The organism is Acidobacteriota bacterium, assembly GCA_016700075.1.
Taxonomy (GTDB): Bacteria; Acidobacteriota; Blastocatellia; order Pyrinomonadales; family Pyrinomonadaceae; genus OLB17.
The window spans coordinates 272,206-298,706 of sequence record CP065000.1 but is presented as its reverse complement, the minus strand read 5'-3'; the positions used below and the strand labels follow the sequence as shown (position 1 = coordinate 298,706).

The window sequence follows — 26,501 nt, the reverse complement described above, 5'->3', positions numbered from 1 at the left end:
AAAAATACAGAGCTCTGACCGTTAATTGCGTGCACTGTCTGGATAAGTGGATTGCGGTCTGAAGCTCTGATATCATCAACGCAGAAATGAAAGCCATCGTAAAAAGCAGAGCAGAACAGGGCTTGTGGATCGAAGATGTACCCGAGCCCGAGATGGGCATTAACGACGTAATGATCCGCGTCAAACGCGGCGGTATTTGCGGCACGGATCTGCACATTTATAACTGGGATGAGTGGGCTCAGAGCACGATCAAGGTTCCGACAACGATCGGCCACGAATTTGTCGGCGAGATCGTCGAAGTCGGCTCGAACGTTGTAGATTTCGCCGTTGGCGATATCGTCAGCGTCGAGGGCCATCTCGTCTGTGGCCGTTGCCGGCATTGCATGGCAGGCCGGCGTGCGCTGTGCGCGAACACGCGTGGTGTCGGAGTGAACACCAATGGCGGATTTGCCGAATTCATCGCGGTCCCGCATACCAACATCTGGAAACACAAACCGGGCATCGATCTTGATGTCGCGGCGATCTTTGATCCTTTCGGTAACGCCGTCCACACCGCTCTTGAGTTTGAGGTTTTCGGCGAGGACGTGCTGATAACCGGTGCCGGCCCGATCGGGATCATTGCCGCCGCCGTCGCGAAACACGCCGGTGCTCGGAATATCGTCATTACGGACGTCAATCCGTTTCGCTTAGAGCTCGCTGAAAGAATGGGCCACGTCACCAAAGCCGTCAATGTCAGCAAGACCTCGATCAAAGACGTTCAAAAAGAGCTCGGAATGAAGGAAGGTTTTGACGTCGGGATGGAAATGTCCGGCGTGCCCGCGGCATTCAAAGACATGCTCGCGAATATGTTCCACGGCGGCAAGATCGCCTTCCTCGGCATCCCCGCCGAGCAGTTCGCCATCGACTGGAAAACCGTCATCTTCAACATGATCACGATCAAAGGCATCTACGGCCGCCAGATGTATGAAACCTGGTACCAAATGTCCAACCTCCTAGACGCCGGCGTCGACATCTCCCCCGTCGTCACCCACCGGTATTCCTACAAAGACTTCGAAAAAGGCTTCGAAGCGATCCTCGAAGGCAACTGCGGCAAGGTCGTTTTAGATTTCGAGGAGATGTGATAATCGTTGGTTTTGGCAGATCGCGATGCTATAATCCGGCTAAAGAAGGGGTAGAGCTTATGTCAGCAATTTTGGAAGTTGAACAACTCGCGTTGGGTCTTTCGACAAGAGACAGAGGTGCTCTAATCTCGAAACTAATTGAGTCGCTGGGTTCTCCGTTTCGCGATGAAGACAAAGATATCGTCGAACTCGCTCGTCAACGCGATGAAGAAGCGAGTAACAACCCTGAATTGATCATTTCCGAAGAAGAATTCTGGGACTCGATCAAACAGCATCGTCGTAAATGAAGATACGATTTCTCTCTGCTGCGAATCAGGATGTTCGTAGCGTCTTGGACTACTATCTTCTAAAGGCAGGTGCGAGTGTCGCGACGGATTTTCACGAAGCCTTGGAGGAAATTATCGAGCGAATACGGCGGTCTCCAAATTCGTTCCCCCTGATCGATGACCTGCGGCGCAGGGCGTTACTCAAGAGATTCCCATACCAAGTGATTTATCGAGTTGAGGCTGAAGATGCCCTCCTGATCATCGGTGTCCGCCACGATAAACAAAATCAGAACTTTGGCCTCGATCGGTAGCCGTGCGTGAATAGTTCAGTTCGACGAATGAACCCTTTTCGCAAACTTGACGCAAAAAATGACCGCTATTCCTACAAAGACTTCGAAAAAGGCTTCGCCGCGATCAAGGAAGGAAACTGCGGCAAGGTCGTGTTGGATTTCGAGGATATCTAAAGTCAGAACCGCGAGCGATAGCGACTGGGTTCTTCAGGAAGCTAATGGAAGATTCAAGAAAAAAGTCACACGCGGATGAAAAGCGACTCCTAGCATTCGTTGTGTCCGAGGAACACAACGTACTGCATGTCCACGTCGATAAAGAAGGAATCGACATACTTATGCGTTCGCTCGAAAGGCTGAAGAAAGACCTTGAAAAAGGGGAATGTGAACACGAACACCTTATGTCCGAAGAATGGGGTGGTTGGGAACTCAGTGTCTCGGATCAGACTAACAAAGAGAAGGGTAAGCCGGTTCACCAGGTGAATATTTACGGCTGGACCGATGAATGGGCAGAAAAGAACGGTTTTGATAGAAATTAGCGACTCCCGGTGCCCGGCGGCGGCGAATCGACAAAATCACGGAAAAATTCGATAATTCACGCGAAAGTTTGTTATTTCAGAGAAAAGTCGGATAATTCACGCGAAAGTTCGATATTTCAGAGAAAAATCGAAAATAACAAATGAAAGTTACAGATAACAAACAAAGGTTTTATATATCATGCTCAGATCGATGATTTCAGCGTCACAATACAACGAATATATCGGATCCGCGAGCGATAGCGACCGAGCTCTTTATTTCACCAACAACCACAAATAAACAAGAAGAGTTCCATATGGACGACAGCTCACGAAGGCGATATGAGTGCTTTTTAAGGATCAAGTAGTTTGGGATAGATAATGAGCCCGATTTTTCTGGGATACCGATCGCGGTGAATAATTTTGATGTGATAAGGAACGAAGTCGAGTTTCTTGAAGAACAGGGGGCCGATCAGCAGGCTGGTTTCGGCGACGCACGCGGGGCGACCGAGGTCAAAGGCACGGCCCGCGAAAACCTCCGCGAAGAGATGTCGGACATCGCCCGCACCGCGCGTTCGATGGAATATCAATATGACGGAATCAGCGACCGTTTCCGAATGCCGCGAAATTCGTCCGATCAAACACTGCTCGCGACCGGTCGCGCGTGGGTCGATGAAGCAACGCCCATCGTCGCGGACTTCGTCGCCTACGGAATGGCCGCGACGTTCGTTACCGACCTGACCGCCGCGTGCGACGCGTTCGAAGCGACCTTCGGCCCGCAGGCCTCAGCCATCGACGACCATGTCGAACCAACCGCCGAAATTGGCGAATCCGTCCAACGCGGAATGGTCGCCCGCCGCATCCTCGACGGCGTCGTCCGCAACGTCTACCGAAACGACGTCGGCAAACTCGCCGCCTGGACAAGCGCGTCACACATCGAAAAACCCCCAAAGAAAACGGAGACGCCAACGCCATGAGGAATATTGGAAATACGTCGTCGTTGATACATTCGAAAGGATTACGTCTAATTTACGGCTGCGTTTCTGTACTCTTCCTGTTCGCCTCGGTCGCTCAAGCCTGTACGTGCCTCGATTCGCCGTCAAAGCAATTTAGAGGAGCGAAGAAAATTGTCGAAGGCCAAGTCCTAACGGTAGGAGCCGAACAACGAAACCAACAAGGATGGCTAAGAATTCCCTTAACTTTAAGACTGTCGAAAACTTGGAAGGGGTCTGCTGAAAAAGAGATGTCTGTTTGGACTAGTAGGACTGGTCCTTGCAGTGCATTTACTTTTGAAAAAGGTGAAGACTATCTCTTCTATGTCGATAAGAACGGCTTCGTTACCTCAGATTGTAATTCGAGTATGCAAGCATCCTCTGAAGTGGCGGTCGAGAATAAAAAGCGATTGCGTAATTGGTGGTTTCGCCTCAAAGCTCGGCTGCACCTCAATTAACTTCGCCTAGGTCGTGAACACCGAGGCAAAGAGAAAACAACATATGTATTCAAATTTCAAGGAATATCTGCAGAGCACGATCAATGGGATCCGTGAGGCGGGGCTTTATAGGAATGAGCGTGTGATCGACGGCCCGCAGACACTGGGTTCGTGATAAAGTAGCTTTGTTATGCAAACTGTTGAGGCAATAATTGATAAGAACGGGGCGGTTCGGCTTTTGGGTGACGTAAAGCTTCCAAAAGATCGTCGTGCTTTGGTCACGATACTTGATGAAGAACCGATAGATTCTATTAGTTCGGGATCGGATGATAACGATCTTTGGTTAACCGGAAGTTCGGAAACTCTAGAAGAAATTTGGGACAACGAAGAGGACGACGTTTATGCCGAACTACTCAAAGTTTGATGTCGTTCTCGTAAAGTTTCCTTTCTCAGATCTTTCAGGTTCCAAAGTAAGACCTGCCGTTGTCGTCAACGCTTCGCATATTTCAACCGACATATTCTTTGTCCCGCTCACAAGCAAAACTAACAGGTTGCTGCCCGGTGAGTTTGTGCTTACCGACTGGAAGGCCGCAGGGCTAAACGTAGAAACGTCAGCGAAGCGTGGCATTTATACCTTAAAAGAATCACTTATCCTGAAGCGAGTTGGGGCACTTTCAATTCAAGACTCGGATCAGATTGAGCTTTCGTTAAGGAGCTGGCTCGGTTTCAACTAATTCTTATGTACGGAAATTTCAAAGAACATCTACAGAGCACGATCGACGGCATCCGCAAGGCGGGGCTTTATAAGAATGAGCGTGTGATCGACGGGCCGCAGGATGCGCATATTGATGTGAATGGGCGTGAGGTCCTGAACATGTGCGCGAATAATTACCTGGGCCTGAGCGATCATCCGGCGATAGTTGATGCGGCAAGAAAGTCGCTCGACGAATGGGGCTACGGCCTGTCGTCGGTGCGATTTATCTGCGGAACGCAGGCGATCCATAAAGAGCTTGAGCGCAAGATCAGCGAATTCCTCGGCACCGAGGACACGATTCTTTACACGAGCTGTTTCGACGCGAACGGCGGCCTGTTCGAGACGCTCTTGACCGATGAGGACGCCATTATCTCCGATGAACTCAACCACGCGAGCATCATCGACGGCATCAGGCTCTGCAAGGCACAGCGGTTTCGTTACAGGAACAGCGACATGGCCGACCTCGAAGCCAAACTCGAAGAAGCAAGCTCCGCACGGTTCAAGATGATCGCGACCGACGGTGTTTTCTCCATGGACGGTTACATCGCGAAGCTCGATGAGATATGCGACCTAGCGGAGAAGCACGACGCGTTGGTGATGGTGGACGATTCGCACGCCGTTGGCTTCATGGGCAAGACCGGCCGCGGCGTTCACGAACATCACAACGTAATGGATCGCGTCGATATCATAACCGGAACGTTGGGCAAGGCTCTGGGCGGGGCTTCGGGCGGTTATACCAGCGGCAAAAAGGAGATCGTTGAATTGCTGCGTCAGCGTTCGCGGCCATATCTGTTCTCAAACTCCGTCGCCCCGCCGATCGTCGCCGCCTCGATCGCCGCGATAGATATGCTATCGGCATCGACGGATCTCCGGGAAAAGCTGATGGACAACACAAGGTATTTTCGTGAAAAGATCCAGGCTGTTGGACTCGACGTTTTGCCGGGCGAACACCCGATCGTACCTGTGATGTTCGGCGAAGCAGAACCCGCAGTAAAGATGGCAGAAAGGCTTCTCGAAAAGGGCGTCTATGTGATCCCGTTCTCATTCCCGGTGGTGCCGAAAGGCAAAGCTCGCATCAGGACGCAGGTATCTGCCGCCCATTCGAAGGAGGACCTCGATTTTGCAGTCGAGAAGTTTGCGGAAGCTAAAAAAGAATTGGGAATAGAAAAAGGCATGTCGGCCTAAAACCGACATGCCAAATTAATGTTGATCTGAGTCTAGGCAGCCGCCTGGGCTTTGTTGTTCACAGCGTCTTTCGCTTGTGTCGCGAGAGCCGCAAATGTTTCCGGCTGTTTGACGGCGATATCTGCGAGGGATTTTCGGTCCAATTCAATTCCCGCAAGGCTGAGGCCGTGCATGAACTGCGAATATTTCATGTCGTTCAAACGGCAGGCCGCATTGATGCGGACGATCCACAATTTGCGGAAATCACGCTTTTTCAGCTTTCGGCCCGTATAGGCGAAATTCAGCGCCCGTTCGACGGATTCCTTGGCCGAACGATAAAGTTTCGATTTGGTCCCGCGATATCCTTTCGCGAGGGACAATATTTTTCTGCGCTTCTCGGTGCGCTTATTACCACGTTTTGCTCTGGGCATAATTCCTCCAATGCATAATGCACAATGCAGAATGCAAGTCTAAAATTCTCTTAGTTAGTCGCGGCCGTACGGCAGCATTTTCTCTACGCGCTTCTGATCGCCTTCTGACACGATCGTATCGATGTCCAAATTGCGTTTGCGCTTGTTCGTTTTCTTGGTCAAAATGTGCCGCGCATGCGAATGACCGCGTTTGAATTTGCCCGTTGCTGTCGAGCGAAAACGCTTTGCGGCGCCTTTGTGTGTCTTTAGTTTTGGCATAACTCTCTCCTAATTAAACTTCTAAAATATCTCGTCATCGTCGGCCGGTGTTGCTTCCTCCGATCCCTTCCTTGGCTTATCGGCCTTTTGCTTAGCAGCCTTCTCCGGTTTGTCAGGTGCTACCGATGAATGTTTTGAAGCGAGCGATTTCGTCTTCTTAGGGGCGAAGATGGTGAACATCTGATAGCCCTCCATTTTGGGTGCTACCTCTACTTCGCCGACCTCGGTCAGCTCTTCCGTGAGCCGTTGAAGGATCTTCGCTCCAAGCTCTCTATGAGACATTTCACGGCCACGGAATGCGATGGCCGCCCTTACTTTGTCACCGCCTTCAAGCCATTTACGCGCATTTTCACGGCGGTATTCGTAATCGTGATCATCGGTGCCCGGCCTGAATTTTATTTCCTTTACCTGAACCGTGACCTGTTTCTTCTTTGCCTCGTGGGCCCGCTTTTTTTGTTCGTAAAGAAACTTGCCGTAGTCGATGATCTTGCACACAGGCGGGCTGGCGTTCGGAGCGATCTCGACCAGGTCGAATCCTCTGTTTCGCGCCTCTGCAATAGCGTCTCGGGTATCCATGACCCCGAGCGTCCCGCCGTCTTCCAAAACCACCCTTACCGAAGGAACGCGGATGCGTTCGTTCGTACGGTGCTGCGGTTCACGAAACCGCGGCTTGAATCTGTTACCAAATCGTCTTGCGATATATGCCTCCTAGCTCATTTCCTTCAATTATAATGAACGGGATTTCCGTTCGTCTTCTACCTTAGCCGCAAATTCTGACAAAGACATCGTGCCGATGTCGCCGTCGCGTCGATGTCTTACAGCGACATTTCCTGCCTCAAGTTCCTGATCGCCCAGGATCAGCATGTAAGGCACCTTCTGCATTTGGGCATCTCGTATTTTAGCACCGATCTTATCTGAGCGAGTGTTGTTGTCAACACGAAAACCGGCCTTTGAAAGCGAATCTGCCACCCTTTCCGCATAGTCGTTTATACGATCGGTTATCGGCAGGACCGCAACCTGAACGGGAGCAAGCCAAAGCGGAAATGCCCCTGCGAAATGTTCGACTAGAACGCCGAAGAACCTCTCGACAGAACCGAAAAGAGCACGGTGAACCATGACCGGCCGGTGCGGCTGATTGTCATCGCCGATGTACTCCAGCTCAAAACGTTCGGGAAGATTGAAATCGAACTGAACAGTGGTCAGCTGCCAAAGGCGCCCTATCGAATCCTCGACCTTTATATCGATCTTCGGCCCGTAAAAGGCAGCCTCGCCTTCGATGCGTTCATATGGAATCTCTCGTTCGTTGAGAGCTTTTACCAACGCCTCTTCGGCATCGATCCAGTCCTGGTCAGAGCCAAGATAGCCTTTATTGTCCGCTCCGCCCCGCACAGAGAGCTCCACCTTGAAATTCTGGAAACCGAATGTTTTAAAAACGTCGTACGCAAAATCGACGCACAGGCCGATCTCGTCCACGATCTGCGACGGCATGCAGAAAATGTGCGCATCGTCCTGCGTAAAGCCGCGTACACGCATGAGCCCGTGCAGCGTTCCCGAAAGCTCTGCCCTGTAAACCGTTCCAAGCTCGGCGTACCGCAGCGGCAGTTCTCGATATGAACGCTTATTAGATTTGTAAATGCCGATGTGAAACGGGCAGTTCATCGGCTTTAGACGAAATTCCGTCTCTTCACCGAACCATTCCGGCAGGCCGATCGGCTCGAAAAGATTGTCGGAGTAGTTTTCCTCGTGACCTGACGTCTGCCAGAGTTGCCGCTTGGCAATGTGCGGCGTAAAGACCATCCCGTAGCCGCGTTTCACAAGTTCATCGCGGAGATAGTCCTCCATCTCTTTGCGTATGATGCCGCCCTTTGGATGGAAAAAGATCAGGCCCTGCCCGTACTCGTCCTGGATCGAAAAAAGATCGAGGTCTTTGCCCAGACGTCGGTGATCCCGCTTTTCGGCCTCTTCACGCTGTTTGACCCAAGCGTCCAATTCTTCCTGCGTAGCGAATGCGGTCCCGTAAATACGCTGCATCTGCTCGCGTTCGGCATCGCCCTTCCAATAAGCACCTGAGATCGCAAGAAGTTTGAAAGCCTTGAGCTTGCCTGTGTGCGGCACGTGCGGGCCCAGGCAAAAATCGATAAAAGGGGAGTTGTCGATGTAGTAGATGCTGGCCGTACTATCTACCTTTTCGTCGATGAGTTCGCATTTGAGAGGCTCTTCACGTTCGCTGAATATGTCGAGTATCTTTGCCTTTCCGACGTCCTCACGGCGATAGGGAAGATTTCGTTTCGCCATTTCCCGCATGCGTTTTTCAATTACCGGAAGATCTTCCTCGGTCAGCGTCCGGGGAGCGATAACATCATAGAAGAAACCATAGCGGGGGTCTTCCATCAACGCCGGACCGACGCCTAGCTTTGTGCCTGGGAAAATGTCGAGAACTGCTGCGGCGAGCAAATGAGCTGTCGAATGACGGATCACCTCAAGGCCGTCACGGGAATCAGCCGTCATCGGCTCTATTGACAATACCTCGTCAGTAGCGGAGAGCTCCCGGTTTAGGTCCATTTCCTCGCCGTTGACCTTCGCGGCAAGAGCGCGTTTCAGCAGGTCGCGGTCGAGTGCCTTTAATGCATCCGCAACGGTCGCAGGCGCAGGTATCGCGGCCTGACGGTCACCAAATTGAATATTTATCTCGCGCATATCATTGCCGGTAGACCAGGTCAGCCGGCAACTTCCTACTACAAAAAAGATCTGATCCGATAAAAGCGACTTTGCATTGTTCGGAGTTGCGTCATCGGACGCGTGGCTCTGAACTGTCCCGCAAACAGCAGCGGGTCGTAGTAGTTTCCAAAGTACAAAGTTCTTCGAAAGCTCTTACCGAAAATTGTAGCCGGCCAACGAGCCGACCCTTGTCAACGAATGAATGGTAGGCACTAGCAGAGTTGAACTGCTGACCCCTACCGTGTCAAGGTAGTGCTCTACCACTGAGCTAAGTGCCTACAGATCGCTTAAAAAGCGAACCTAAAGAATGCCAAACGGGAAAAGTGGTGTCAAGCCCTCGCCGAGCAGATGCGGTGCATCCCTATGGCGACGAGCTTTGTAGTGCAGTCGTCAAAGTCGTATTCGGGCGACACATCAGTAAACTCAACTATCTTCGTGTTAGAAAGCGAGCCCGCAAATTTTACAAGTTGAATGAATTCGCCCGCCCTGAGGCCTAAAGGCGAAGGTGTCGATACTCCCGGAGCGTCGGCAGAACGAACCGCATCCATATCAAAGCTGAAGAAAACATTCAGCGAACTGCTGTGATGGACCAATTTCCGCCGGATCTGCTCTTTTAGTTCCATATCCGCCTCGGCACGCGAACGGAGTTGTTCGAGACTGATGCGGTTAACACCGAGCCCGCGTATGTATTCATAATGGACCGGCGATGTGTGGTGTGTTTGGTATCCGGCCTCGTAAAAATAGTCGGGACGCAGTTTCTTTTCGTCCAACAAGTTTCTGAATTGGGTTTCGGCTGTTCGCTCTTTAGAAGTTCTGACGTCCAAATGGCCGTCAATATTTACCGCGATCCAATTGTCGTTCCCATAGGTTTCGGCCATTGCGGAACCGTCCGCATATGAAATATCACCACCGCCGCCGAGCACGATCAGGCGTTTGCCGTCACGTAAAACGGCTGAGGCTACTTCGCGAAGACGTTCGTGGGTATATTCGAGAGTGGGGCCGATTATCACATCGCCGAGGTCGAAAATATGCCGATCGATGCCAAAAGTCGTCAGCCGGTAAAACTGCCTTCTGATAGCATCCGGGGCCAAGGCAGATCCAGCTCGCCCTCCTTCTCTGACAATTCCTTCATCCTGAGGACAGCCGACGATGACAATTTCGCCGGCATCGTAGCCCTCGGTCCGAAAATTCACTTTTCCGCCGAGCCGCGGATCGTCTTCTAACGGGCTGCGATAAAACACCTCCTCGTTAGGGCGTTTTGTGAGGTCGAATATCTCGTGCATTTTGCGAATAGTATTTTCCGAATCGTCTTTTCTGTCAATGCGGCGTAAGCTCTGTTACGAACATTCAGGTATCTTTCTAAAATAACTATGCCATCGGTATCACAACGCCTGTACGCTTAGCGAACTCGACGGCCTCGGCATATCCCGCATCCGCGTGGCGAATCACGCCCATTCCGGGATCGGTTGTCAGAACGCGTTCGATGCGGCGTGCGGCTTCGGGTGTGCCGTCGGCGACGATGACCTGGCCGGCGTGAAGCGAAAAACCGATACCGACGCCGCCGCCGTGATGCAGTGAAACCCACGTTGCACCGCCTGCGACGTTTATCATGGCGTTCAGATAGACCCAATCGGCGATGGCGTCGCTGCCGTCGAGCATCGCTTCCGTCTCGCGGTTTGGCGAGGCGACCGAACCGCAGTCCAAATGATCGCGGCCGATGACGATCGGTGCTTTTAGCTCGCCGCGGGCGACCAAATCGTTGAGTTTCAGCCCCGCTTTGGCACGTGCTCCGTAACCGAGCCAGCAGATACGTGCAGGCAAGCCCTGGAATTCGACCTTTTCCTGCGCCATCGTAAGCCAACGTGCGAGATGATCGTCCTCGGGGAAAAGGTTCATTATCGCCTCGTCGGTGCGGTAAATATCTTCGCGTTCTCCCGACAGCGCGACCCAGCGGAAAGGGCCCTTGCCCTCGCAAAACAGCGGCCGTATGTACGCCGGCACAAACCCCGGATAGTCGAAGGCGTTCGCGACGCCGTTATCGAGAGCACGCTGGCGGAGATTGTTGCCGTAATCGAATACGATCGAGCCGCGGCGTTGAAACTCGAGCATTGCCTCGACGTGCCGCGACATCGAATCCATCGCGGCCTGTTCGTAGCCCGTCTGATCGCTTTTGCGAAACGCCGCGGCCTCTTCAACGCTGTAACCTGCAGGAATGTAGCCCATCAAAACGTCGTGAGCGGACGTCTGATCCGTCACAACGTCGGGCAAAACCCCACGTTCGAGAAGTTGCCAATGGATTTCGGCCGCATTTCCCAGCAGGCCGATCGACCGAGGCTCTTTCGCTTCCATCGCCGCACGCGCCAACGTCACTGCTTCGTCGATATTGTCCAATGAGACGTCCAATTGCTTGAGCTGCAGCCTCCGCTCGATACGCCACGGATCGACATCGACGAGGATCCCGACGCCGCCGTTGAATGTGATCGCCTGCGCCTGCGCGCCGCCCATTTCGCCAAGTCCCGCCGTCAAAACCAGCTTGCCCGCGAGGTCGCCCCAGCCGTGCTGCCGTGCCAGCGAACCGAAAGTTTCGTACGTGCCCTGCAAGATCCCCTGCGTGCCGATGTAGATCCATGATCCCGCCGTCATTTGCCCATACATCATCAGCCCGTCGCGTTCGTATCGGTCAAACTGCTCCTGCGTCGCCCAATGCGGAACGATATTCGAATTCGCCAGCAAAACGCGCGGTGCGTCCGTGTGGCTGCGGAACACGCCGACGGGCTTGCCGGATTGCACGAGCAGCGTTTCGTCCTCGTTGAGGTTTCGCAAGCTTTCGAGGATCGCGTCGTAGCTCTCCCAGTTGCGTGCAGCCTTGCCGCGGCCGCCGTAAACGATAAGATTTTCGGGATCAAACGCGACCTCGGCGTCGAGATTGTTCTGAATCATTCGATACGCGGCCTCGATAAGCCAGTTTTTGCAGGTAAGTTCGGTTCCGCGCGGTGCTGTAACGGTTCGCTTCATAGATGTGGTATTTTCTAAACGCTAAGTTATAAACAAAAACAGGACGAAAAAGTATGTCGATTCGAAAATATTCTATCCTATATGCCGTCGGAATTCTCGTAATGGCGAGCTCCGCCTTCTCGCAGGTCGTTGAAGGGCAGCCAAAGCCTCCGGTCAACCCAAAATATGACGCCGAACTCGCCCGCAAACTCGGCGCAGACGATCTGGGCATGCGTAGTTACATTCTCGTGCTGCTAAAAAGCAGCAGCAAGCCCGTTCCGGCCGGCAAGGAACGCAATGAGATGTTTGCAGGCCATATGGCGAATATGAAACGTCTCGCAGCCGAAGGAAAACTCGTCCTCGCGGGACCGCTGGATGGCGTCGATGGCATGCGGGGACTCTTCGTTTTCGCCCTTGACAGCATCGAAGAGGCAAAAAAACTGACCGAGACCGATCCCGTCATCGTAAAAGGCGAGATGGTCGCCGTTTATCATAAATATTTCGGAAACGCGGGGATAATGATGCTGAACGAGATCTACGAAAAGATCGCAAAGAACCCGCTTTAAGCCGCTGAATTCCTTCGCCACGCTCTAAATGAACTGCGATCTGATAATCCATAGCGCCGCACAGCTTGTTACCTGTGCATCCGGCAGCTTGCCCAAACGGGGGGCAGCGATGCAGGATGTCGGGATCATTGAAGACGGCGCGGTGGCCGTATTGGATGGAAAATTCGTTGGAGTCGGTAACACAAAGGAAATTCTCAACAGTTTCGCGGCCGACGAGATCATAGATGCACGTGGGAAAGTGGTGCTTCCGGGCTTTGTGGACCCGCACACCCACATCGTCTATGCCGGTGATCGACTGAATGAGTTTGAATTGAAGATCAAAGGAGCCGAATACCTCGATATTCTAGCGGCAGGCGGCGGTATAGTATCTACGGTAAAGAACACGCGTGCCGCTACGATCGAGGAGTTGGTCGAACTCGGCCTCGAACGCCTCGACAAGATGCTTGCGTGCGGCACGACCGCGTGCGAGATAAAGACGGGCTACGGGCTGGACACCGAAACGGAGCTGAAAATGCTCGCGATAATCGAAATATTGGACAGCTCGCACACGATCGACATCGTACCGACGTTTCTGGCCGCACACACCGTGCCGCCGGAATTCAAAGACCGTGCAGGCGAGTATATCGACCTCGTCTGCGAAGAAATGATGCCGCTCGCCTGGAAATGGTATGAGAATTCGCATTTTTCCGGGCTCGGCCGGCGATTTTATTGCGATATATTCACGGAACGAAACTCATTTGACCTCGCCCACATGAGTCGGCTTTTCACGACTGCCCGTGAGATCGGCTTTGGCATCAAAGCGCACGTGGATCAGTTCACAAACCTTGGTGGTTCCGGTTTGGCAGTGGAAATGAATGCGGCATCAATAGACCATCTTGATGTTATCTCAGAAATTGAGATCGATGCGTTGAGCAGGAGTGACACTTTGGGGATCGTGATCCCAACCGAGAATTTCAATTCTGGTAAAATTAGATTTGCAGACGCAAGGAGGCTTATCGACGCCGGCTGTGCTGTTGCTATTTCTACGGACTATAATCCGGGCTCCGCGCCGTGTCCTTCGCTGCCGATGGCGATGGCGATCGCCTGTCGTTATCAAAAACTCCTGCCCGCCGAGGCCATGAATGCTGCAACAATAAACGCCGCGTTCGCCATCGGACTCGGTGAAGGGCATGGATCGATCGAGGTCGGCAAGCAGGCGGATCTGGTGCTGGTTGACGCGTCCGACTATCGCCAAATGAGCTACGAATTCGGTATTCTGCCCAAAATGACTATCATAAAGACTGGCGAGCACTTGTCACTTACCACTTAGAACTAGCCACTGAAGTTGTTTGGCCGCGATGAAAGAAATTGTAATAGACGGCGAGAGCCTTACGTTCGAACAAGTTACAGCCGTCGCATACGGCAGGCCCGGCGAACCGCGTGTGGTCCTTTCAGAGCATGCCCGCGCAAAGGTCGCCCGCTGTGCAACGGCAGTTGACCAACTGTTGGAGCGCGGCGAGATTGCGTACGGAATTACTACCGGTTTTGGGGCATTCAAGGATAAAACGATCGGTCGAGACCAGGTCGAACAGCTGCAGCGCAACATCGTCCTCAGCCATTCGGTCGGCGTAGGAGACCCTTTCGACTCGCCGACGGTACGTGCGATCATGCTTATACGGGCGAACACACTCGCACGCGGCCACTCCGGGATTCGTGTCGAAACGCTTGAACTTATTCTCATGCTGCTGAACCGTGGGGTTCATCCGGTCATTCCCCAAAAGGGCAGCCTTGGTGCAAGCGGCGACCTGGCACCGTTAGCACATTTCGCATGCGTGCTGATCGGTGAGGGAGAGGCTGAATTCGATGGAGAGATTTCTTCAGGCGCCGATGCTCTTGATCGAGCGGGACTCGAATCCGTGGTGTTGAAAGCAAAAGAAGGGCTAGCACTAACGAACGGAACAACTGTGATGACCGCGGTCGGCATCCTTGAAACCGCAAAGGCCCGCAAATTGGCGGAACTCGCCGACATTACCGGCTGTCTCAGTTTGGAGGCGCTTAACGGCACAGTGATGGCTTTTGATGAGCGCATCCATTCACTGAGGCCGCATCCGAGACAGATCGAATGTGCCGAGAACCTCCGCAATATCCTGAAGGACAGCGAATTCGTACGAGGATTTGACCCCGCGAACGTGCAGGACGCATATACGTTGAGGTGCATGCCGCAGGTTCACGGCGCATGCCGCGATGCCATTCTTTACGCCGAATGGCTACTCAAGCTCGAACTGAACGCGGTCACTGATAACCCGCTCATCTTTACTGACGAAGAAGGGAATATTGATGTTGTAAGCGGGGGAAACTTTCACGGCGAACCGCTTGCCCTGTGTTTCGACTATCTTGCGATCGCTCTTTCAGAACTTGGAAACATCTCAGAACGCAGGATAATGCGTCTAACCGACGAGGCGTCGAATTCACACGTCTTGCCTGCATTTTTGACCGAGAATGGCGGACTGAATTCCGGGTTCATGATCGTTCAGTACACGGCGGCCGCACTTTGCACGGAAAACAAGATTCTCGCACATCCGGCCAGTGTTGATACGATACCGACGTCTGCAAATGTAGAGGACCACGTCTCAATGGGAGCCACCGCCGCACTGAAACTCAGACAGGTAGCCGATAATTTTTCGACGATCCTCGGATTGGAGCTTCTGTGCGCGGGTCAGGGGATCGATCTCAGACGGAGGGCTTTGGGTTCAGAATTGAGACTTGGCGCGGGAACCGCATCGATCTATCAGGCTCTTCGTGAAGTTGTTCCATTTGTTGAATGCGATCAGATTATGAAACCGCACATCGATTCTGCGGTCTCACTGGTGGTGTCCCGGACGATATGCTAGTAGGAAAATGTATTATGTTAAAGAGTAGATACGTGACCATAGCTCTATTCGTCGCCGTGGTTTTGGCTGTAGGTTGTGTGTCGAGCGAGATCGCTTCTAACAATACCAAGGCCGCACCAAATGAGTTGAGCCGTTCCGAGGAGCAGATGCAGCAGCAGAAGCAACCCTTTTTTCAGAACCTCGCGTCCGATTTCGAAATGCCTGTCGATGATGCAGGAAAACTCCTGCTGCGCGAATACGGTGCGGTATTTGTAGCTCGAGGCGGTGCTACACCGCCGCACAAGGTCGTATTCATGGACGAAGAGGACGTACTTGCCTTTCAGCGTAGGGCAGGCTCGAAGTCGGCTCGATTTGGTTCGGCGAATGTCACGCTCCAGCCTGCGGCATTGGACGCTCTGGTCGCCGCGGCAAACAAAGCTCGTGCACAGAAACTCTCCATTACTCCACGCGGAAGCGATTCGGCGCGTCGCGGTTACAACCAGACCGTTACATTATGGGGCAGCCGCGTTGGTCCGGGCCTCGCACACTGGCAGGCGAGAGGGAAGTTGACGAAGCAGGAAGCCGACGCGATCCGTGCGATGACCGCGTTCGAACAAGTGCCCGTCATCCTCGGCCTGGAATCAAAAGGATTGTATTTCGCTAAGTCGCTCGACAAATCCATCATCTATTCGGTCGCGCCGCCGGGGACTTCGCAGCATCTTGCGATGCTTGCTTTCGACGTCGCAGAATTCAACAACCCTCGCGTCAGAGCGATCCTCAACGAACACGGCTGGTTCCAAACCGTCGTGTCCGACCTGCCGCATTTCACGTACATCGGTGTGTCTGAAGAAGAACTGCCAGCCCTCGGACTAAAGAAAATCGTCAACAGCGGCCGCACATTCTGGGTTCCGGATATTTGATCTATCGCAGATCGCCTATCCCGCCATCCACGTGAATTATCTGCCCGGTGATCCACGAAGACCTTTCCGTCAACAGAAATAATCCCATCTCGGCGATATCGTCAGCTCGACCAATTCTTTTCGAAGGGTGTCGGCGTCGTAGTCTAGGGCGGCGGTGCGTTGGGCGGTGTAAATCTGTTCGCCGAATGGGTGGAAGTCGCGTCTTGATGTGACGTTGCCGTCGCGGTCGGTGTTGATTCTGGGACTGCCGAGGTGGTCGGCGGTTAGGTACGCGACTTTGGCGTTTTCGGCTGATTCGACGACGGTTGAGTACTCGGCGATGGATTTTCCGCTTGCGTCGTAGACGAAGACGGTCACTTCGCCGGTTGCGGGGACGATCTTCTTGACACGTTTTCCGTCGCCGTCGTAGCGGTATTGGCCGATCACGGTGTTGTATTGGTCGCGGACTTCGGTTTGTTTGTTTTCTGCGTCGTAAATGAACGTACGGCCTTCGGGGTCGGTCGAGACGTTACCGGCAGCGTCGTAGGCCCAGCCTTGGCCCGCCGCCATCCTGTTGTTTGTAGCGTTTTGCGTCGGATTGTAAACACTCCGCTCCGCCGCACACATCACAGGATTCTCATCGTTCACACACATTCTCAGGCGAGCAGATACCTTTTTTGTACCACGACAAATGACGATGTCGAAACGAGATTACCTAGTCAACGCTGAAAAGTATATTTCGGCGGTGCTCCGCAAGTAATTTGCACATTTGCTCTCGACTTTCCGAATCGATCAAGTTCCTTCGGACTGAATTTCAATCTTTGAGTGCCACAATCATCAATCTCGAAACTGATTTCGACTCGAACAAATCGGGGTAAATTTTTACCCGTATTGGCAAACTTGCCCGAATACCAACCTCGCGGCCTCACCGAAAATGACGGAATCGTAAACATATTCGTAGGTATTGAATTACATTCTACGATATCAACCGCTTCGTCCCATGCTCCATTTGCACGGTCCGGGTAAGGAAACCTGAACCACTCCCATATGTAAAACACCTTGATCTGCTTGACACCAAATGCAGAGCGTCTTTCCGATGGTGAGATAAAGAATCTCAAATCTGGAACTGCGAAGACACGTCCAGACAAAACAGGATTTTCTGATGGAGCATCCAATCCACCTTCAACAAATAGACCGCAATCAATGGTCTCTGGTTGAGAATCAATTGATTGCCCGAAGGATGAAATCGAGCAGATTAAGAAGATAAAGAGCCAACTGCCTGAAAAACATGTTGTCAAAAATATGCCCCTTGTTTGATTCATCTAGGCCTCCGATTGAATTTTGGGTCTGAGCTTGGTGTAACGGTCTGAACTTTCGGATCTGCTATCAATATTCTTCGAACGGTGTCCTGACCAGTTTGCTTCTTGAACAATTTGTTGCGGACGACTTCAAAAAAATGAATGACGGGTCCCGCAATGTCGCCTGATTTTACATTTCCAATATCGATATCGATATCTGCTCCCGTTCCTGAACTATTCAAAGAAATTTGTATGTTTCCCAAAGTCGAATCGTTGCTCTTGAAACTGCTAGAATCAAACGGGGCATGTTGACTAGCATTTGCACGGGAAAATTCACTGGACTCGTTTAGATTTGATCCAATGTTCTTATCGACCGTTGCAAATATCCGATCATTGCGAAATTCGGTGACAGCCTTAACCGAGGCGAGCAATGATTTTCCATCGTTAGTTGAATATGAAGCCAGCTTATCGGTCACGTTTACAAACGCGTTTTGCTGTTTTTCCGTGAGTGCGTTGTAAAGTGCCTCGCCCGAAAGCGTTTCTTTTCCAACTTTTACTTTGGATTCAGTGAGAATACGCCGCTGTTCATCGTTTAGACAACTGGTTACAGTTTCGGAACAATTGAAGGCCGGAGATGGGTATAAGCCCTCTGGGTCGAATTGACTACACGGGTTGTTGAGTACATAAATGTAGCGATTCCAAGTCTGCGGAAATGCAAGGCGGGCACTCAGGATCAATGGATCGGGGCTCGAAAACCGACCCAAAGACGCCACTTGGTACCTAGCTTGTGCAAAATTCAAATCGGTCTCGGCGTCGCGTTCGTAGCCGGTGAATTTCTGCCGAACGCCATCTCCGAGGCCATATTTGTCGCCGGGCGTCCGGTGCGTCTCCGCCATCGCTACGATCTCCTCGCCAAAGGGCATAAAGTCTCGCCGCGAAACAACCTCGCCCTGTTTGTTCGTCAGAACCCGCGGACTGCCGAGCGGGTCCGTCGCCGTGTAGTTGACGGTCGGGGCGGCCGGCGGCCCATCCGCCGAGTACTCGCCGATCAACTTGCCCAAACCGTCATAAACGAGCACAACATACTCGGTCGCGGTCTCTTTCTTGATCCTCTTCCCGAGCCCATCGTATTTGTACTCGCCCACCACCTGGTTCGCACTGTTCCTGACCTCGACCTGCTTGTTATCGCCGTTGAAGGTGAACTGCCGTCCGAAAAAAGCTGTCAAGTGCAGAGACGTATTTTCTAACTATTTTTGAATTACTAACTTTCCTTAGTAATTCGTCGTTTTTCGGCAAGAATCATTCACATTTCACGTTTTGTTCTTCGGCTACCAATTGAGATTTGCCTTCTGCGTTTATACGATACCTTTCCAGATCTAACGTGAGATTATCCCAGTCCTTGTTTTCTACAAACTGAGCGTTGTATGTGACAAGGTAATAATTTAATAAGTCGTCTTTGTCCCAAAAAATGAGTTCTGGATTTTCGGACAGGCTTAGAAACTCAATTGACTGGCTATCAAATCGGATGAACCAGTTCTGAAAGTTAGAGGCTATACCGGTAGCCTTTGTGTTAGTCGAACCGAGTATCAGAACTTTTTTTTCTTCGTGTCGTAGTTCGGATGCGACAAGTTCCTTTTCGTCTCTGGTTTCAAGCCACTTCTTAAGATCGGGTGAAAGAGTTTCATCATTGGTATTGAAGGCTTTTAGTTTTGCTATTCGACTACCCTCAGCTTTTTCCTTAGTAATCTTTTGCAAAAGATAGTCTTCGCAGATTTCACCGCCTTTAATGAGAACAGGCTTTTGGACGTTTACAGCGCTATTGGTCGTTTTGCCATTTCTAAAGACCTCGGGCGTTGCGCCATTTCCGACAACGGCAGGCGTTTGGCTATGTTCAACCGAGCGGGCCAGTTCACCTCTGGAACATCCCCAAAGAATAAAAAATGAGAGAATTATCGACATTAAACGAATTACCTTATTCCTATTTTCCATTCCAGCGCGTCGCTCCATTTGCTTTCATCCATGCCTGGGTTAATTTCATAAACGTTGTTTGGCCTTGAGCCCCCGTCGATTCGTATTTGAAATCGTACTTCCTGCTTCCTGACTTCTTGTCAGGCAGATTCCAAATGTTGTGGGAAGGAGAAGTAAACTGAAAGCCCGTCTTATAAAAGCGTTCGTGGGCTTTTGAACCGGCGGTAGGCCGTCTGAAATCCGTGCCGTGCCAATAATAAGCGCCGTTCGAGATGTCTTTACCCGTCACAACTGACAGAGCTATGCCTTTGTAAACAGCGTTGACTTTTGATTGCGAGGCATTTGGACTGAATATCTTGCCTTTGTCGTTAGCGCCAAATACCTGAGATGTATCATTGGCCTGATCCAGAACGCTGTTTCCGTCAGCGGCAGCTCTGTTTCTTAAGACACCATGAATGCCCGCCGACTCTTGCCACGTTGCGTTATTAGATGCTTCGGCATAAATGACTCCGGCCAAATCATTGAACTGGGCCGTATTCATGTGAAGGTTGTTAGCTGAGTTCTCAAAAACTCGTAATCGCTCGTCGTATGCTGCCCTGTCAGAGTTGATTTCTTTTTGAAACTGTGCGATGTCCGCGCTTTGTGCTGCAATTACCTGATCTTTTCCGTCGTCTATATGCACCCGATCCCCTGTCCCAATATCGATAAAGTCGGTCGCCCTCATTCCAGTAGGATCAACAAACACTAGCGGGTTGTTTCGCACATAAGCATAAAGATTCCAACTTTGAGGCTCGGATACGTGAGTGTCATTGAAGAAATCATCGGGGCTGGTGAAACGCCCGTGCATCGGATTGTAGTAACGCGCCTCAGCAAAATCAAGATTTATCTCATTATCACGTTCATAGCCGGTGAATTTCTGCCGAACGCCATCTCCGAGGCCATATTTGTCGCCGGGCGTCCGGTGCGTCTCCGCCATCGCTACGATCTCCTCGCCAAAGGGCATAAAGTCTCGCCGCGAAACAACCTCGCCCTGTTTGTTCGTCAGAACCCGCGGACTGCCGAGCGGGTCCGTCGCCGTGTAGTTGACGGTCGGGGCGGCCGGCGGCCCATCCGCCGAGTACTCGCCGATCAACTTGCCCAAACCGTCATAAACGAGCACAACATACTCGGTCGCGGTCTCTTTCTTGATCCTCTTCCCGAGCCCATCGTATTTGTACTCGCCCACCACCTGGTTCGCACTGTTCCTGACCTCGACCTGCTTGTTATCGCCGTTGAAGGTGAACTGCCGTCCGAAAAAGGCTGTCAAGTGCAGAGACGTATTTTCTAACTATTTTTACTTTCTAACTTTCCCTAGTAATTCGCCATCGAAAAGATCGCGCGGTTCTCACGAGGTGGCAACCGGAGTAATAGAAAAGAACCGCCAGCCCTGTTCACATTTTTGAACGACAACGTGATACCACCCCTCGGATAACCTTCCCCGATTTATATACACCTCAATAAGCCCTTTGTTCTTCGCACCGTTCAATGCTAAGAAACGAGCTGAAGTATATTTCCGGTCATCAGACGAAATGAAAAACGCATTACTCCGAATCAAGTCCGCCAAGTCTTCCTTGCCTGCTAGTATTTTTGCAGGCTGATCTGCTTGAATACGACTTGCCGCGCGATTAGCAACGGTAGCTTCGTCAAGATTGCTCGCGATTCTTATCATCTTTTCCAGCGCTTCTTTGGCTTTTGGCGAATCGTCAAGTGCTAAGGCATACATGTAAGGTTCTGACTTAACCCATTTTTCCGGCGGCTCGGTTATATACTGTGCATAAACAACTTTGTAATCCCACTCACTTAACGGCAAGGGAATAGGTCCGGCGACTCGAAACTGTTTTTGCTTGTCATACCACTCAAACAAACCTTTTACTCCGACATCGTTTCCCAAGTAGCGAATGACAACTTGAGCGCGAAGGCTTATATCGGGATTGGGATCGTCGAGGGCTTTGAGCAAGTCCGCTATTCGTTCGTCGCCCGCTCGGAACAGTTTCGCTAATTTATCGTTGTTACTTTTCACGTCATTCATTTCAGACAACAATTTTAACGTGTCCTGATAACTTTTTTGCGACTGTCCCAATATCGTAAGAGCGAAAAAACACACTAGGAGAAGAACGGCAAAACTTGGTTTGATTATCTGCGTGTAACTCATTTTATTGCACCTTTCCTCCTACCTGGTCAGTCTGCCAGCGAAGTATTTTGTCCTTCTTGTTGAGCCTGAAAAGGAGTTGATTTCCGCCGCTGGGGAAAAACGATTTTAGTGCGGCCGGTGTTGATTTCCCAGAATAATAAATACGTTCTGCCAAGCCTAACTCACGGCGAATTGGATTGATGTACGTGTTTTCCACAGGCCCAGGATCGGTGTCGCTGTTAGGTTTGTCGCCAATCTCTGTATAAAGTTTGTGGGCAACTTCATGGAATACAGCTATGCCGATAGAAAAAGCCGCTACCGCGTCTTTGTCGCTGGCTCGAAATTGATTAAAGTCCTTGAAATCTATGCTGACTTTGAAAACGGTTGGTCCGACCTTTTTACCAGAACCGTCGTAATTGATTGTTCCCGCGTCAACCTCTGCAAATGCAACTTTCTTATCGTCGACAGAAGTCAGGTTAAATCGCTTCTCCGTAGAATTCACAGCGTCAGAAAGTAATTGACGAGCAGATTTCGAACCGCCTTCAAAGCCCGCCTTAGTGTCAATTACCAGTTTGTTGTCTTTGTCAAAGTAGACATTTTTGTAGCCCGTCTTCTTTTGCCAATCCTCAATTAGTTTCTTTTTCTCCTCATCACTGAGGTTTGTGCTGTAAACTTCCTCGCCAAACGGGTCTATGTAATTCAGGGGATTGTTACGAACATAGACATAAAGATTCCAACTCTTTGGGTCAGAAACGTGCGTGTCATTAAGAAAATCATCCGGACTTGTGAACCGTCCATGCTGTGAGTTGTAATACCTCGTCCCGGCGTAATCGAGATTTATTTCACTATCACGTTCATAGCCGGTGAATTTCTGGCGGACGATGTCGGAGCCGTAGGCGGAGCGGGCGATCTCTTCGCCGAAAGGGTGGAAGTCGCGTCTTGATGTTACGTTGCCGTCGCGGTCGGTGTTGATGCGTGGGGAGCCGAGGTGGTCGTTGGTTAGGTATTGGACTTTGGCGTCTTGAACAGGTTGGATGATCGTTGAGTATTCGTCGATGAGTTTTGCACCGGCGTCGTAGATGAAAATTGTCGTTTCGCCTGTCGAAGGCACTACTTTCTTGATACGTTTGCCGTCGCCGTCGAAAAAATATTGACCAACGGTCGCGTTAGAATAGTTTTTGACCTCGATCTGTTTGTTCTCGCCATCGTAGGTAAAAGTGCGGCCTTCGGCGTCGGTAGTGACGTTGCCGGCGGCGTCATAGGCCCAACCTTGACCCGTTGCCATGCGGTTGTTTGCAGGATCAAGCTCGGGATTGAAAACCTTTCGGTCGGCTAAACACACCACAGGATTCCCGCCGTCCACGCAACCCTTCGGCAAAGTCGTCGTCAGGCTCTCATTAAAATTCCGATTACCGTACCGGTCAAAAGTATATGTCTGATTCCAGTTGACCGTCGTCCCCGTTTTCTCCTCGGCAGACGTGATTCTATTCAACGAATCGTAAGTATAAAGCTGATCGAACACGAGATCGGACTGACTTGGGCGATTAACGGTGATCTTTTGAGAGAGCACATTCCCGTTGTTCGCGGTCGTGCCGTAGCTGTAGTCGAGTTTCAGCAAATTCGTCGCTTCGTTCGTTGAGCCGAGGGCGATCTGCGTCGGTTGCAGTCTTGAGTTGAACTGCGTCGATTCCCATTTGCCATTTCCTAACTGCATCGAGGTCACCGCACCAGCGCCGTTGTAGGTGAAGTTTTCGGCGTAGTTCCAGTACCCGGCGGCGGAATTCTTCTTTGACTGGACGATCTCAAGATCACCGTTGGCATCCAAAACATTCTTTACAACACGACCAGATGGGTAGGTTTGCTCGTTCATTGCTCCGGCAAGATTGTATGTGTAAGCCGTTGTGTAATCCTGTCCGTCGGTTGTTTGCTATGCCCGCCAGCACATCCTAGACTGACAGGGGCTAGTCATATCGATAAAATCCTTATCTTGGTTAATCGTCATCAGTTGCAACGGAGATCGTTAATATCTTCCACTTTTCATTTTCCTTTTTCCATACGGTTAGAAGTGTGAATGGCTGGAATTCCTTCCTGAAATTCATTCTTGAGTAGACATAACGAACATCAGCGGAAGAAACGGCGGCAAGAAAAGCTGAATCCTCCTCAAACTTACATACAAAGCCATTGTCAGAGATATCGTCAAATCCTTTCAATAAGAACATGGAAAATAATGAGTCGTTTACATGTTTGATCGGTTCAGCGACATCATCAGAAATCAAACTAGCTTTCTCACCCGTAATTATATCTCTAACCTTTGCTCCGTTTTCAACCTTTTTCAATGTCACGGTAAGCATCTTCTTAATTAAAGTATGAGCTTCGTTACCTGAAATCATCCCCTTTCCCGGCGGAGTCATGCAGGATGGTAATATCGGACGACTCGAAATGAAGGAACTCGCTTTTGACACATTACGAGTTCCTAGCCAAGCTTCGTAAAAGTCCAACACGACAAATGATAGGTTGTCACTCGAAGAACTTTGGGCCCGTGTGGATGTCGTTGCACCGAGAAATAAGACCACTATCGAAACCAAAACCAACTTTCGCACAATTGTAACCTCCTTATTTTCGCTTCTTTGGATCGTAACGCCGCTTCAACGCACCAGCGGGTCCTGACCCGTACCGTTTGTTATGCTTGTCGAAGTGGTTCTTGTGTCGGACGTCTGAGTTAGATTCCTTACAGTGGAGCTGGCATAGCGTAAAGGCAACCACGAATAGGTTTTTCGACTGATAATCAACGTCGATATCACCGCGCTTTCCGTCTTTTGACATTGAAATTTGGAGGCCTGGTGATCCGCCGCTCTGTTGCCAACCGTCCGGGAAACCAGGCGGATGACCATTTGATCCCTTGAAGTTTGTAGCACCGCTAACAATCTCCCTCGCATTTTCTGTTAATTCCGCGTATATTCGGAACGATGGGGCATCATCATTATTGCTTGGTTTCTCGCCAAGGATGAATGAAATCGATTTAATCAAATCGAGACCATTGGTCTTAGAACCATCCTTTCCAATCAACGTCGTATTCTCAAGGGCATTCGCAACTGACTCGAATGCGGCCCGCTGATCTTCCCCGAGTGCGTCATACATTTTTTGGGCAGTAATCTCCGTTTTATTCGCTTCATTTTGCTGTTTTGCCCAATCGTCTATCAGTTTCTTTTGTTTATCGGTAAGATCCTCATAATTCTCACCCGTTGGATCGATGTAACGAAAAGGATTGTTTAAGACGTAAACATAGCGATTCCAACTTTGAGGTTCGGCTCTTACAGCGCTTTCCAAAATCGGATCAGGCGATGTGAATCTACCATGCCCAGAGTTGCAATATCGCGCTTGTGCGAAATCGAGGTCTATTTCATCGTCTCTCTCGTAGCCCGTGAATTTTTGTCGGATATCGTCGGATGAGTATCCGAGGGTTTGGGTTCGTTCGGCTGTGTAGAGGTCTTCGCCGTATGGGAGATAGTCGTTCCTTGAGATCACGGCTCCGTTTTTGTCGGTCTTGATCCGAGGGCTGCCGAGGTGGTCGTTTGTCAGATAGGCAACCTTCGCATTTTCTACGGATTCGACTTGGGTTGAATACTCCGCGACAAGTTTGTCCATCGCGTCATAGACGAACACCGTGACTTCCTCTGTCGAAGGGACGACCTTCTTTACTCGCTTGCCGTTTCCGTCAAAGAAATATTGGCCGATGGTCTCATTCGATGAATTTCTAACTTCGTATTGCTTATTCTCTCCGTCGTATTTGAAAAGTCGGCCTTGCGGATCGTTTGTGGTATTTCCACCCGAATCGTAAGTATAATCTTCGCTCGTGTTTAGCCGGTTGTTGTTTTGATTTACTGACGGATTGAATATCTTTCTATCAGCCGTGCAGACAACGGGATTACCGCCGTCCATGCAGCTTTTTGGCAGAGTGGTTGTGTTTGACTCATCGAAATTTCGATTGCCGTATCTGTCGAAGATAAAAGTTTGTTTCCAAGTTTCCGTCGAGCTGATAACTTCGTTCGCAGTTTTCAAACGGTTGAGCGAATCGTAAGTGTAATTCTGCATTGCCGAAAAACCGCTTTCGACGCCGACTGTTGGAACGGTTATCGTCTGGCTAAGAACATTGCCGTTGTTGTTCGTCGTGCCGTAGCTGTAGTCGAGTTTCAGCAAATTCGTCGCTTCGTTCGTTGAGCCGAGGGCGATCTGCATCGGTTGCAGTCTTGAGTTAAACTGCGTCGATTCCCAGCGGCCGTTGCCGAGTTGCATCGACGTTACCGCACCGGCGGGGTTGTAGGTGAAATTCTCTGCGTAGTTCCAATATCCGGCGGCGGAATTCTTCTTTGACTGAACCATCGAAAGATCGCCGTTGCCGTCGATGACATTCTTCACCACACGCCCGCTCGGGTAAACCTGCTCGACCATTGCACCCGACAGGTTATACACATACCCCGTCGCATACTCCTGCCCATCCGTCGTCTGTTTATGCCCAGTCACTTTCCCTAAGATGTCGAACGACGTGTATTCGGTTGTCGATACGCTGGAACTCACTTTTGTAAGCCTGCCTTTAGCGTTCGTCAAATTGTCATAAAAATAGCTCACCGCCGGCGTCGAATCCGAATAACTCCGCTGCGTCACGCGGTTCAGTGCGTCTCATCACCCGTCTTCGCCATGCCCCAAAATCTAATACGACCCCGGGTGTCCCTTTGTCCGTCTTTATCTAACAAAACTATGGCGTTAGCGTGGTTTCACGTGTAGATCTTTATCTCACTCTGCAATAAACCACCGGC

General features: G+C 50.9%; 27 protein-coding genes and 1 tRNA gene. 12 read left to right on the top strand and 16 right to left on the bottom strand.

The genetic code is table 11. From position 1 onward, the window contains the following. Positions 1-86 precede the first annotated feature (86 nt). From tdh to IPM50_01355, 8 genes are all read left to right on the top strand, one after another. On the top strand, positions 87-1,121 hold the full coding sequence (gene tdh, locus IPM50_01390) for an L-threonine 3-dehydrogenase (GenBank protein QQS33262.1): 1,035 nt from the start codon (positions 87-89) through the stop codon (positions 1,119-1,121). A gap of 59 nt (positions 1,122-1,180) precedes the next feature. After that, positions 1,181-1,408, top strand: a complete 228-nt coding sequence (locus IPM50_01385; GenBank protein ID QQS33261.1) for a hypothetical protein — start codon at positions 1,181-1,183, stop codon at positions 1,406-1,408. Then, a complete protein-coding gene (locus IPM50_01380; GenBank protein QQS33260.1) occupies positions 1,405-1,698 on the top strand; it encodes a type II toxin-antitoxin system RelE/ParE family toxin in 294 nt (97 codons plus the stop codon). Before IPM50_01385 ends, IPM50_01380 begins: the two co-directional genes overlap by 4 nt. 197 nt (positions 1,699-1,895) lie before the next feature. Then, positions 1,896-2,213, top strand: a complete 318-nt coding sequence (locus IPM50_01375; GenBank protein QQS33259.1) for an immunity protein 32 — start codon at positions 1,896-1,898, stop codon at positions 2,211-2,213. Between the two features lie 404 nt (positions 2,214-2,617). Next, positions 2,618-3,166 carry a hypothetical protein gene (locus tag IPM50_01370; GenBank protein ID QQS33258.1) on the top strand — a complete coding sequence of 183 codons (549 nt, stop codon included), beginning with the start codon at positions 2,618-2,620 and terminating at the stop codon, positions 3,164-3,166. 642 nt (positions 3,167-3,808) lie between these two features. Beyond that, complete coding sequence (locus IPM50_01365) at positions 3,809-4,042, top strand: hypothetical protein (protein ID QQS33257.1); 234 nt, start codon at positions 3,809-3,811, stop codon at positions 4,040-4,042. After that, positions 4,020-4,352, top strand: a complete 333-nt coding sequence (locus tag IPM50_01360; protein QQS33256.1) for a type II toxin-antitoxin system PemK/MazF family toxin — start codon at positions 4,020-4,022, stop codon at positions 4,350-4,352. Before IPM50_01365 ends, IPM50_01360 begins: the two co-directional genes overlap by 23 nt. A 5-nt stretch (positions 4,353-4,357) precedes the next feature. Next, positions 4,358-5,557 carry a glycine C-acetyltransferase gene (locus tag IPM50_01355; protein QQS33255.1) on the top strand — a complete coding sequence of 400 codons (1,200 nt, stop codon included), beginning with the start codon at positions 4,358-4,360 and terminating at the stop codon, positions 5,555-5,557. Between the two features lie 32 nt (positions 5,558-5,589). On the opposite strand, the gene rplT is transcribed toward IPM50_01355, so the two are convergent. The 7 genes from rplT to hutU form a co-directional block, all read right to left on the bottom strand. Beyond that, a complete protein-coding gene (gene rplT / locus IPM50_01350; GenBank protein QQS33254.1) occupies positions 5,590-5,967 on the bottom strand; it encodes a 50S ribosomal protein L20 in 378 nt (125 codons plus the stop codon). Between the two features lie 54 nt (positions 5,968-6,021). Then, complete coding sequence (gene rpmI / locus IPM50_01345; GenBank protein ID QQS33253.1) at positions 6,022-6,225, bottom strand: 50S ribosomal protein L35; 204 nt, start codon at positions 6,223-6,225, stop codon at positions 6,022-6,024. A 21-nt stretch (positions 6,226-6,246) separates the two neighbouring features. Further along, positions 6,247-6,924 carry a translation initiation factor IF-3 gene (locus IPM50_01340; GenBank protein ID QQS34434.1) on the bottom strand — a complete coding sequence of 226 codons (678 nt, stop codon included), beginning with the start codon at positions 6,922-6,924 and terminating at the stop codon, positions 6,247-6,249. 27 nt (positions 6,925-6,951) lie between these two features. After that, complete coding sequence (gene thrS / locus IPM50_01335; GenBank protein ID QQS33252.1) at positions 6,952-8,922, bottom strand: threonine--tRNA ligase; 1,971 nt, start codon at positions 8,920-8,922, stop codon at positions 6,952-6,954. Positions 8,923-9,146: 224 nt separating this feature from the next. Then, positions 9,147-9,221, bottom strand: a tRNA-Val gene (locus IPM50_01330). A 51-nt stretch (positions 9,222-9,272) separates the two neighbouring features. Continuing rightward, positions 9,273-10,226 (bottom strand): formimidoylglutamase, encoded by a 954-nt coding sequence (locus tag IPM50_01325; protein QQS33251.1) that lies wholly within the window; start codon positions 10,224-10,226, stop codon positions 9,273-9,275. An 85-nt stretch (positions 10,227-10,311) separates the two neighbouring features. Beyond that, positions 10,312-11,958 carry a urocanate hydratase gene (gene hutU / locus IPM50_01320; GenBank protein ID QQS33250.1) on the bottom strand — a complete coding sequence of 549 codons (1,647 nt, stop codon included), beginning with the start codon at positions 11,956-11,958 and terminating at the stop codon, positions 10,312-10,314. Positions 11,959-12,011: 53 nt separating this feature from the next. Between hutU and IPM50_01315 the strand changes: the two genes are divergently transcribed. The 4 genes from IPM50_01315 to IPM50_01300 are packed head-to-tail and all read left to right on the top strand — an operon-like array spanning position 12,012 to position 16,272. Then, positions 12,012-12,503 (top strand): hypothetical protein, encoded by a 492-nt coding sequence (locus tag IPM50_01315; GenBank protein QQS33249.1) that lies wholly within the window; start codon positions 12,012-12,014, stop codon positions 12,501-12,503. A 28-nt stretch (positions 12,504-12,531) separates the two neighbouring features. Further along, the gene (locus IPM50_01310; GenBank protein QQS33248.1) at positions 12,532-13,812 is read left to right on the top strand and encodes an imidazolonepropionase; all 1,281 of its coding nucleotides are present in this window, start codon (positions 12,532-12,534) and stop codon (positions 13,810-13,812) included. Positions 13,813-13,840: 28 nt separating this feature from the next. Beyond that, on the top strand, positions 13,841-15,373 hold the full coding sequence (gene hutH / locus IPM50_01305; protein ID QQS33247.1) for a histidine ammonia-lyase: 1,533 nt from the start codon (positions 13,841-13,843) through the stop codon (positions 15,371-15,373). A gap of 14 nt (positions 15,374-15,387) precedes the next feature. Then, positions 15,388-16,272, top strand: a complete 885-nt coding sequence (locus IPM50_01300; protein ID QQS33246.1) for a hypothetical protein — start codon at positions 15,388-15,390, stop codon at positions 16,270-16,272. A 1-nt stretch (position 16,273) separates the two neighbouring features. Here IPM50_01300 and IPM50_01295 read toward each other — a convergent pair whose 3' ends face one another. The 9 genes from IPM50_01295 to IPM50_01255 all read right to left on the bottom strand — a co-directional run bounded on the left by IPM50_01295 (position 16,274) and on the right by IPM50_01255 (position 26,349). After that, entirely contained in the window at positions 16,274-16,708 is a 435-nt protein-coding gene (locus tag IPM50_01295) for an SDR family oxidoreductase (GenBank protein QQS34433.1), read from the bottom strand. A 262-nt stretch (positions 16,709-16,970) separates the two neighbouring features. After that, a complete protein-coding gene (locus tag IPM50_01290) occupies positions 16,971-17,573 on the bottom strand; it encodes a hypothetical protein (protein ID QQS33245.1) in 603 nt (200 codons plus the stop codon). Beyond that, positions 17,570-18,775: an RHS repeat-associated core domain-containing protein gene (locus IPM50_01285; protein QQS33244.1), complete on the bottom strand. Its 1,206-nt coding sequence runs from the start codon at positions 18,773-18,775 to the stop codon at positions 17,570-17,572. Before IPM50_01285 ends, IPM50_01290 begins: the two co-directional genes overlap by 4 nt. 73 nt (positions 18,776-18,848) lie before the next feature. Then, positions 18,849-19,556 (bottom strand): hypothetical protein, encoded by a 708-nt coding sequence (locus tag IPM50_01280; GenBank protein ID QQS33243.1) that lies wholly within the window; start codon positions 19,554-19,556, stop codon positions 18,849-18,851. After that, positions 19,528-20,823, bottom strand: a complete 1,296-nt coding sequence (locus IPM50_01275) for an RHS repeat-associated core domain-containing protein (protein QQS33242.1) — start codon at positions 20,821-20,823, stop codon at positions 19,528-19,530. Before IPM50_01275 ends, IPM50_01280 begins: the two co-directional genes overlap by 29 nt. A 78-nt stretch (positions 20,824-20,901) precedes the next feature. Beyond that, positions 20,902-21,708 (bottom strand): hypothetical protein, encoded by an 807-nt coding sequence (locus IPM50_01270; GenBank protein ID QQS33241.1) that lies wholly within the window; start codon positions 21,706-21,708, stop codon positions 20,902-20,904. A 1-nt stretch (position 21,709) separates the two neighbouring features. After that, positions 21,710-23,557, bottom strand: a complete 1,848-nt coding sequence (locus tag IPM50_01265) for an RHS repeat-associated core domain-containing protein (GenBank protein ID QQS33240.1) — start codon at positions 23,555-23,557, stop codon at positions 21,710-21,712. Positions 23,558-23,678: 121 nt separating this feature from the next. Continuing rightward, positions 23,679-24,149 carry a hypothetical protein gene (locus tag IPM50_01260; GenBank protein ID QQS33239.1) on the bottom strand — a complete coding sequence of 157 codons (471 nt, stop codon included), beginning with the start codon at positions 24,147-24,149 and terminating at the stop codon, positions 23,679-23,681. A 151-nt stretch (positions 24,150-24,300) separates the two neighbouring features. Beyond that, positions 24,301-26,349, bottom strand: coding sequence for an RHS repeat-associated core domain-containing protein (locus IPM50_01255; protein ID QQS33238.1), 2,049 nt, complete (start codon positions 26,347-26,349; stop codon positions 24,301-24,303). Positions 26,350-26,501 lie beyond the last annotated feature (152 nt).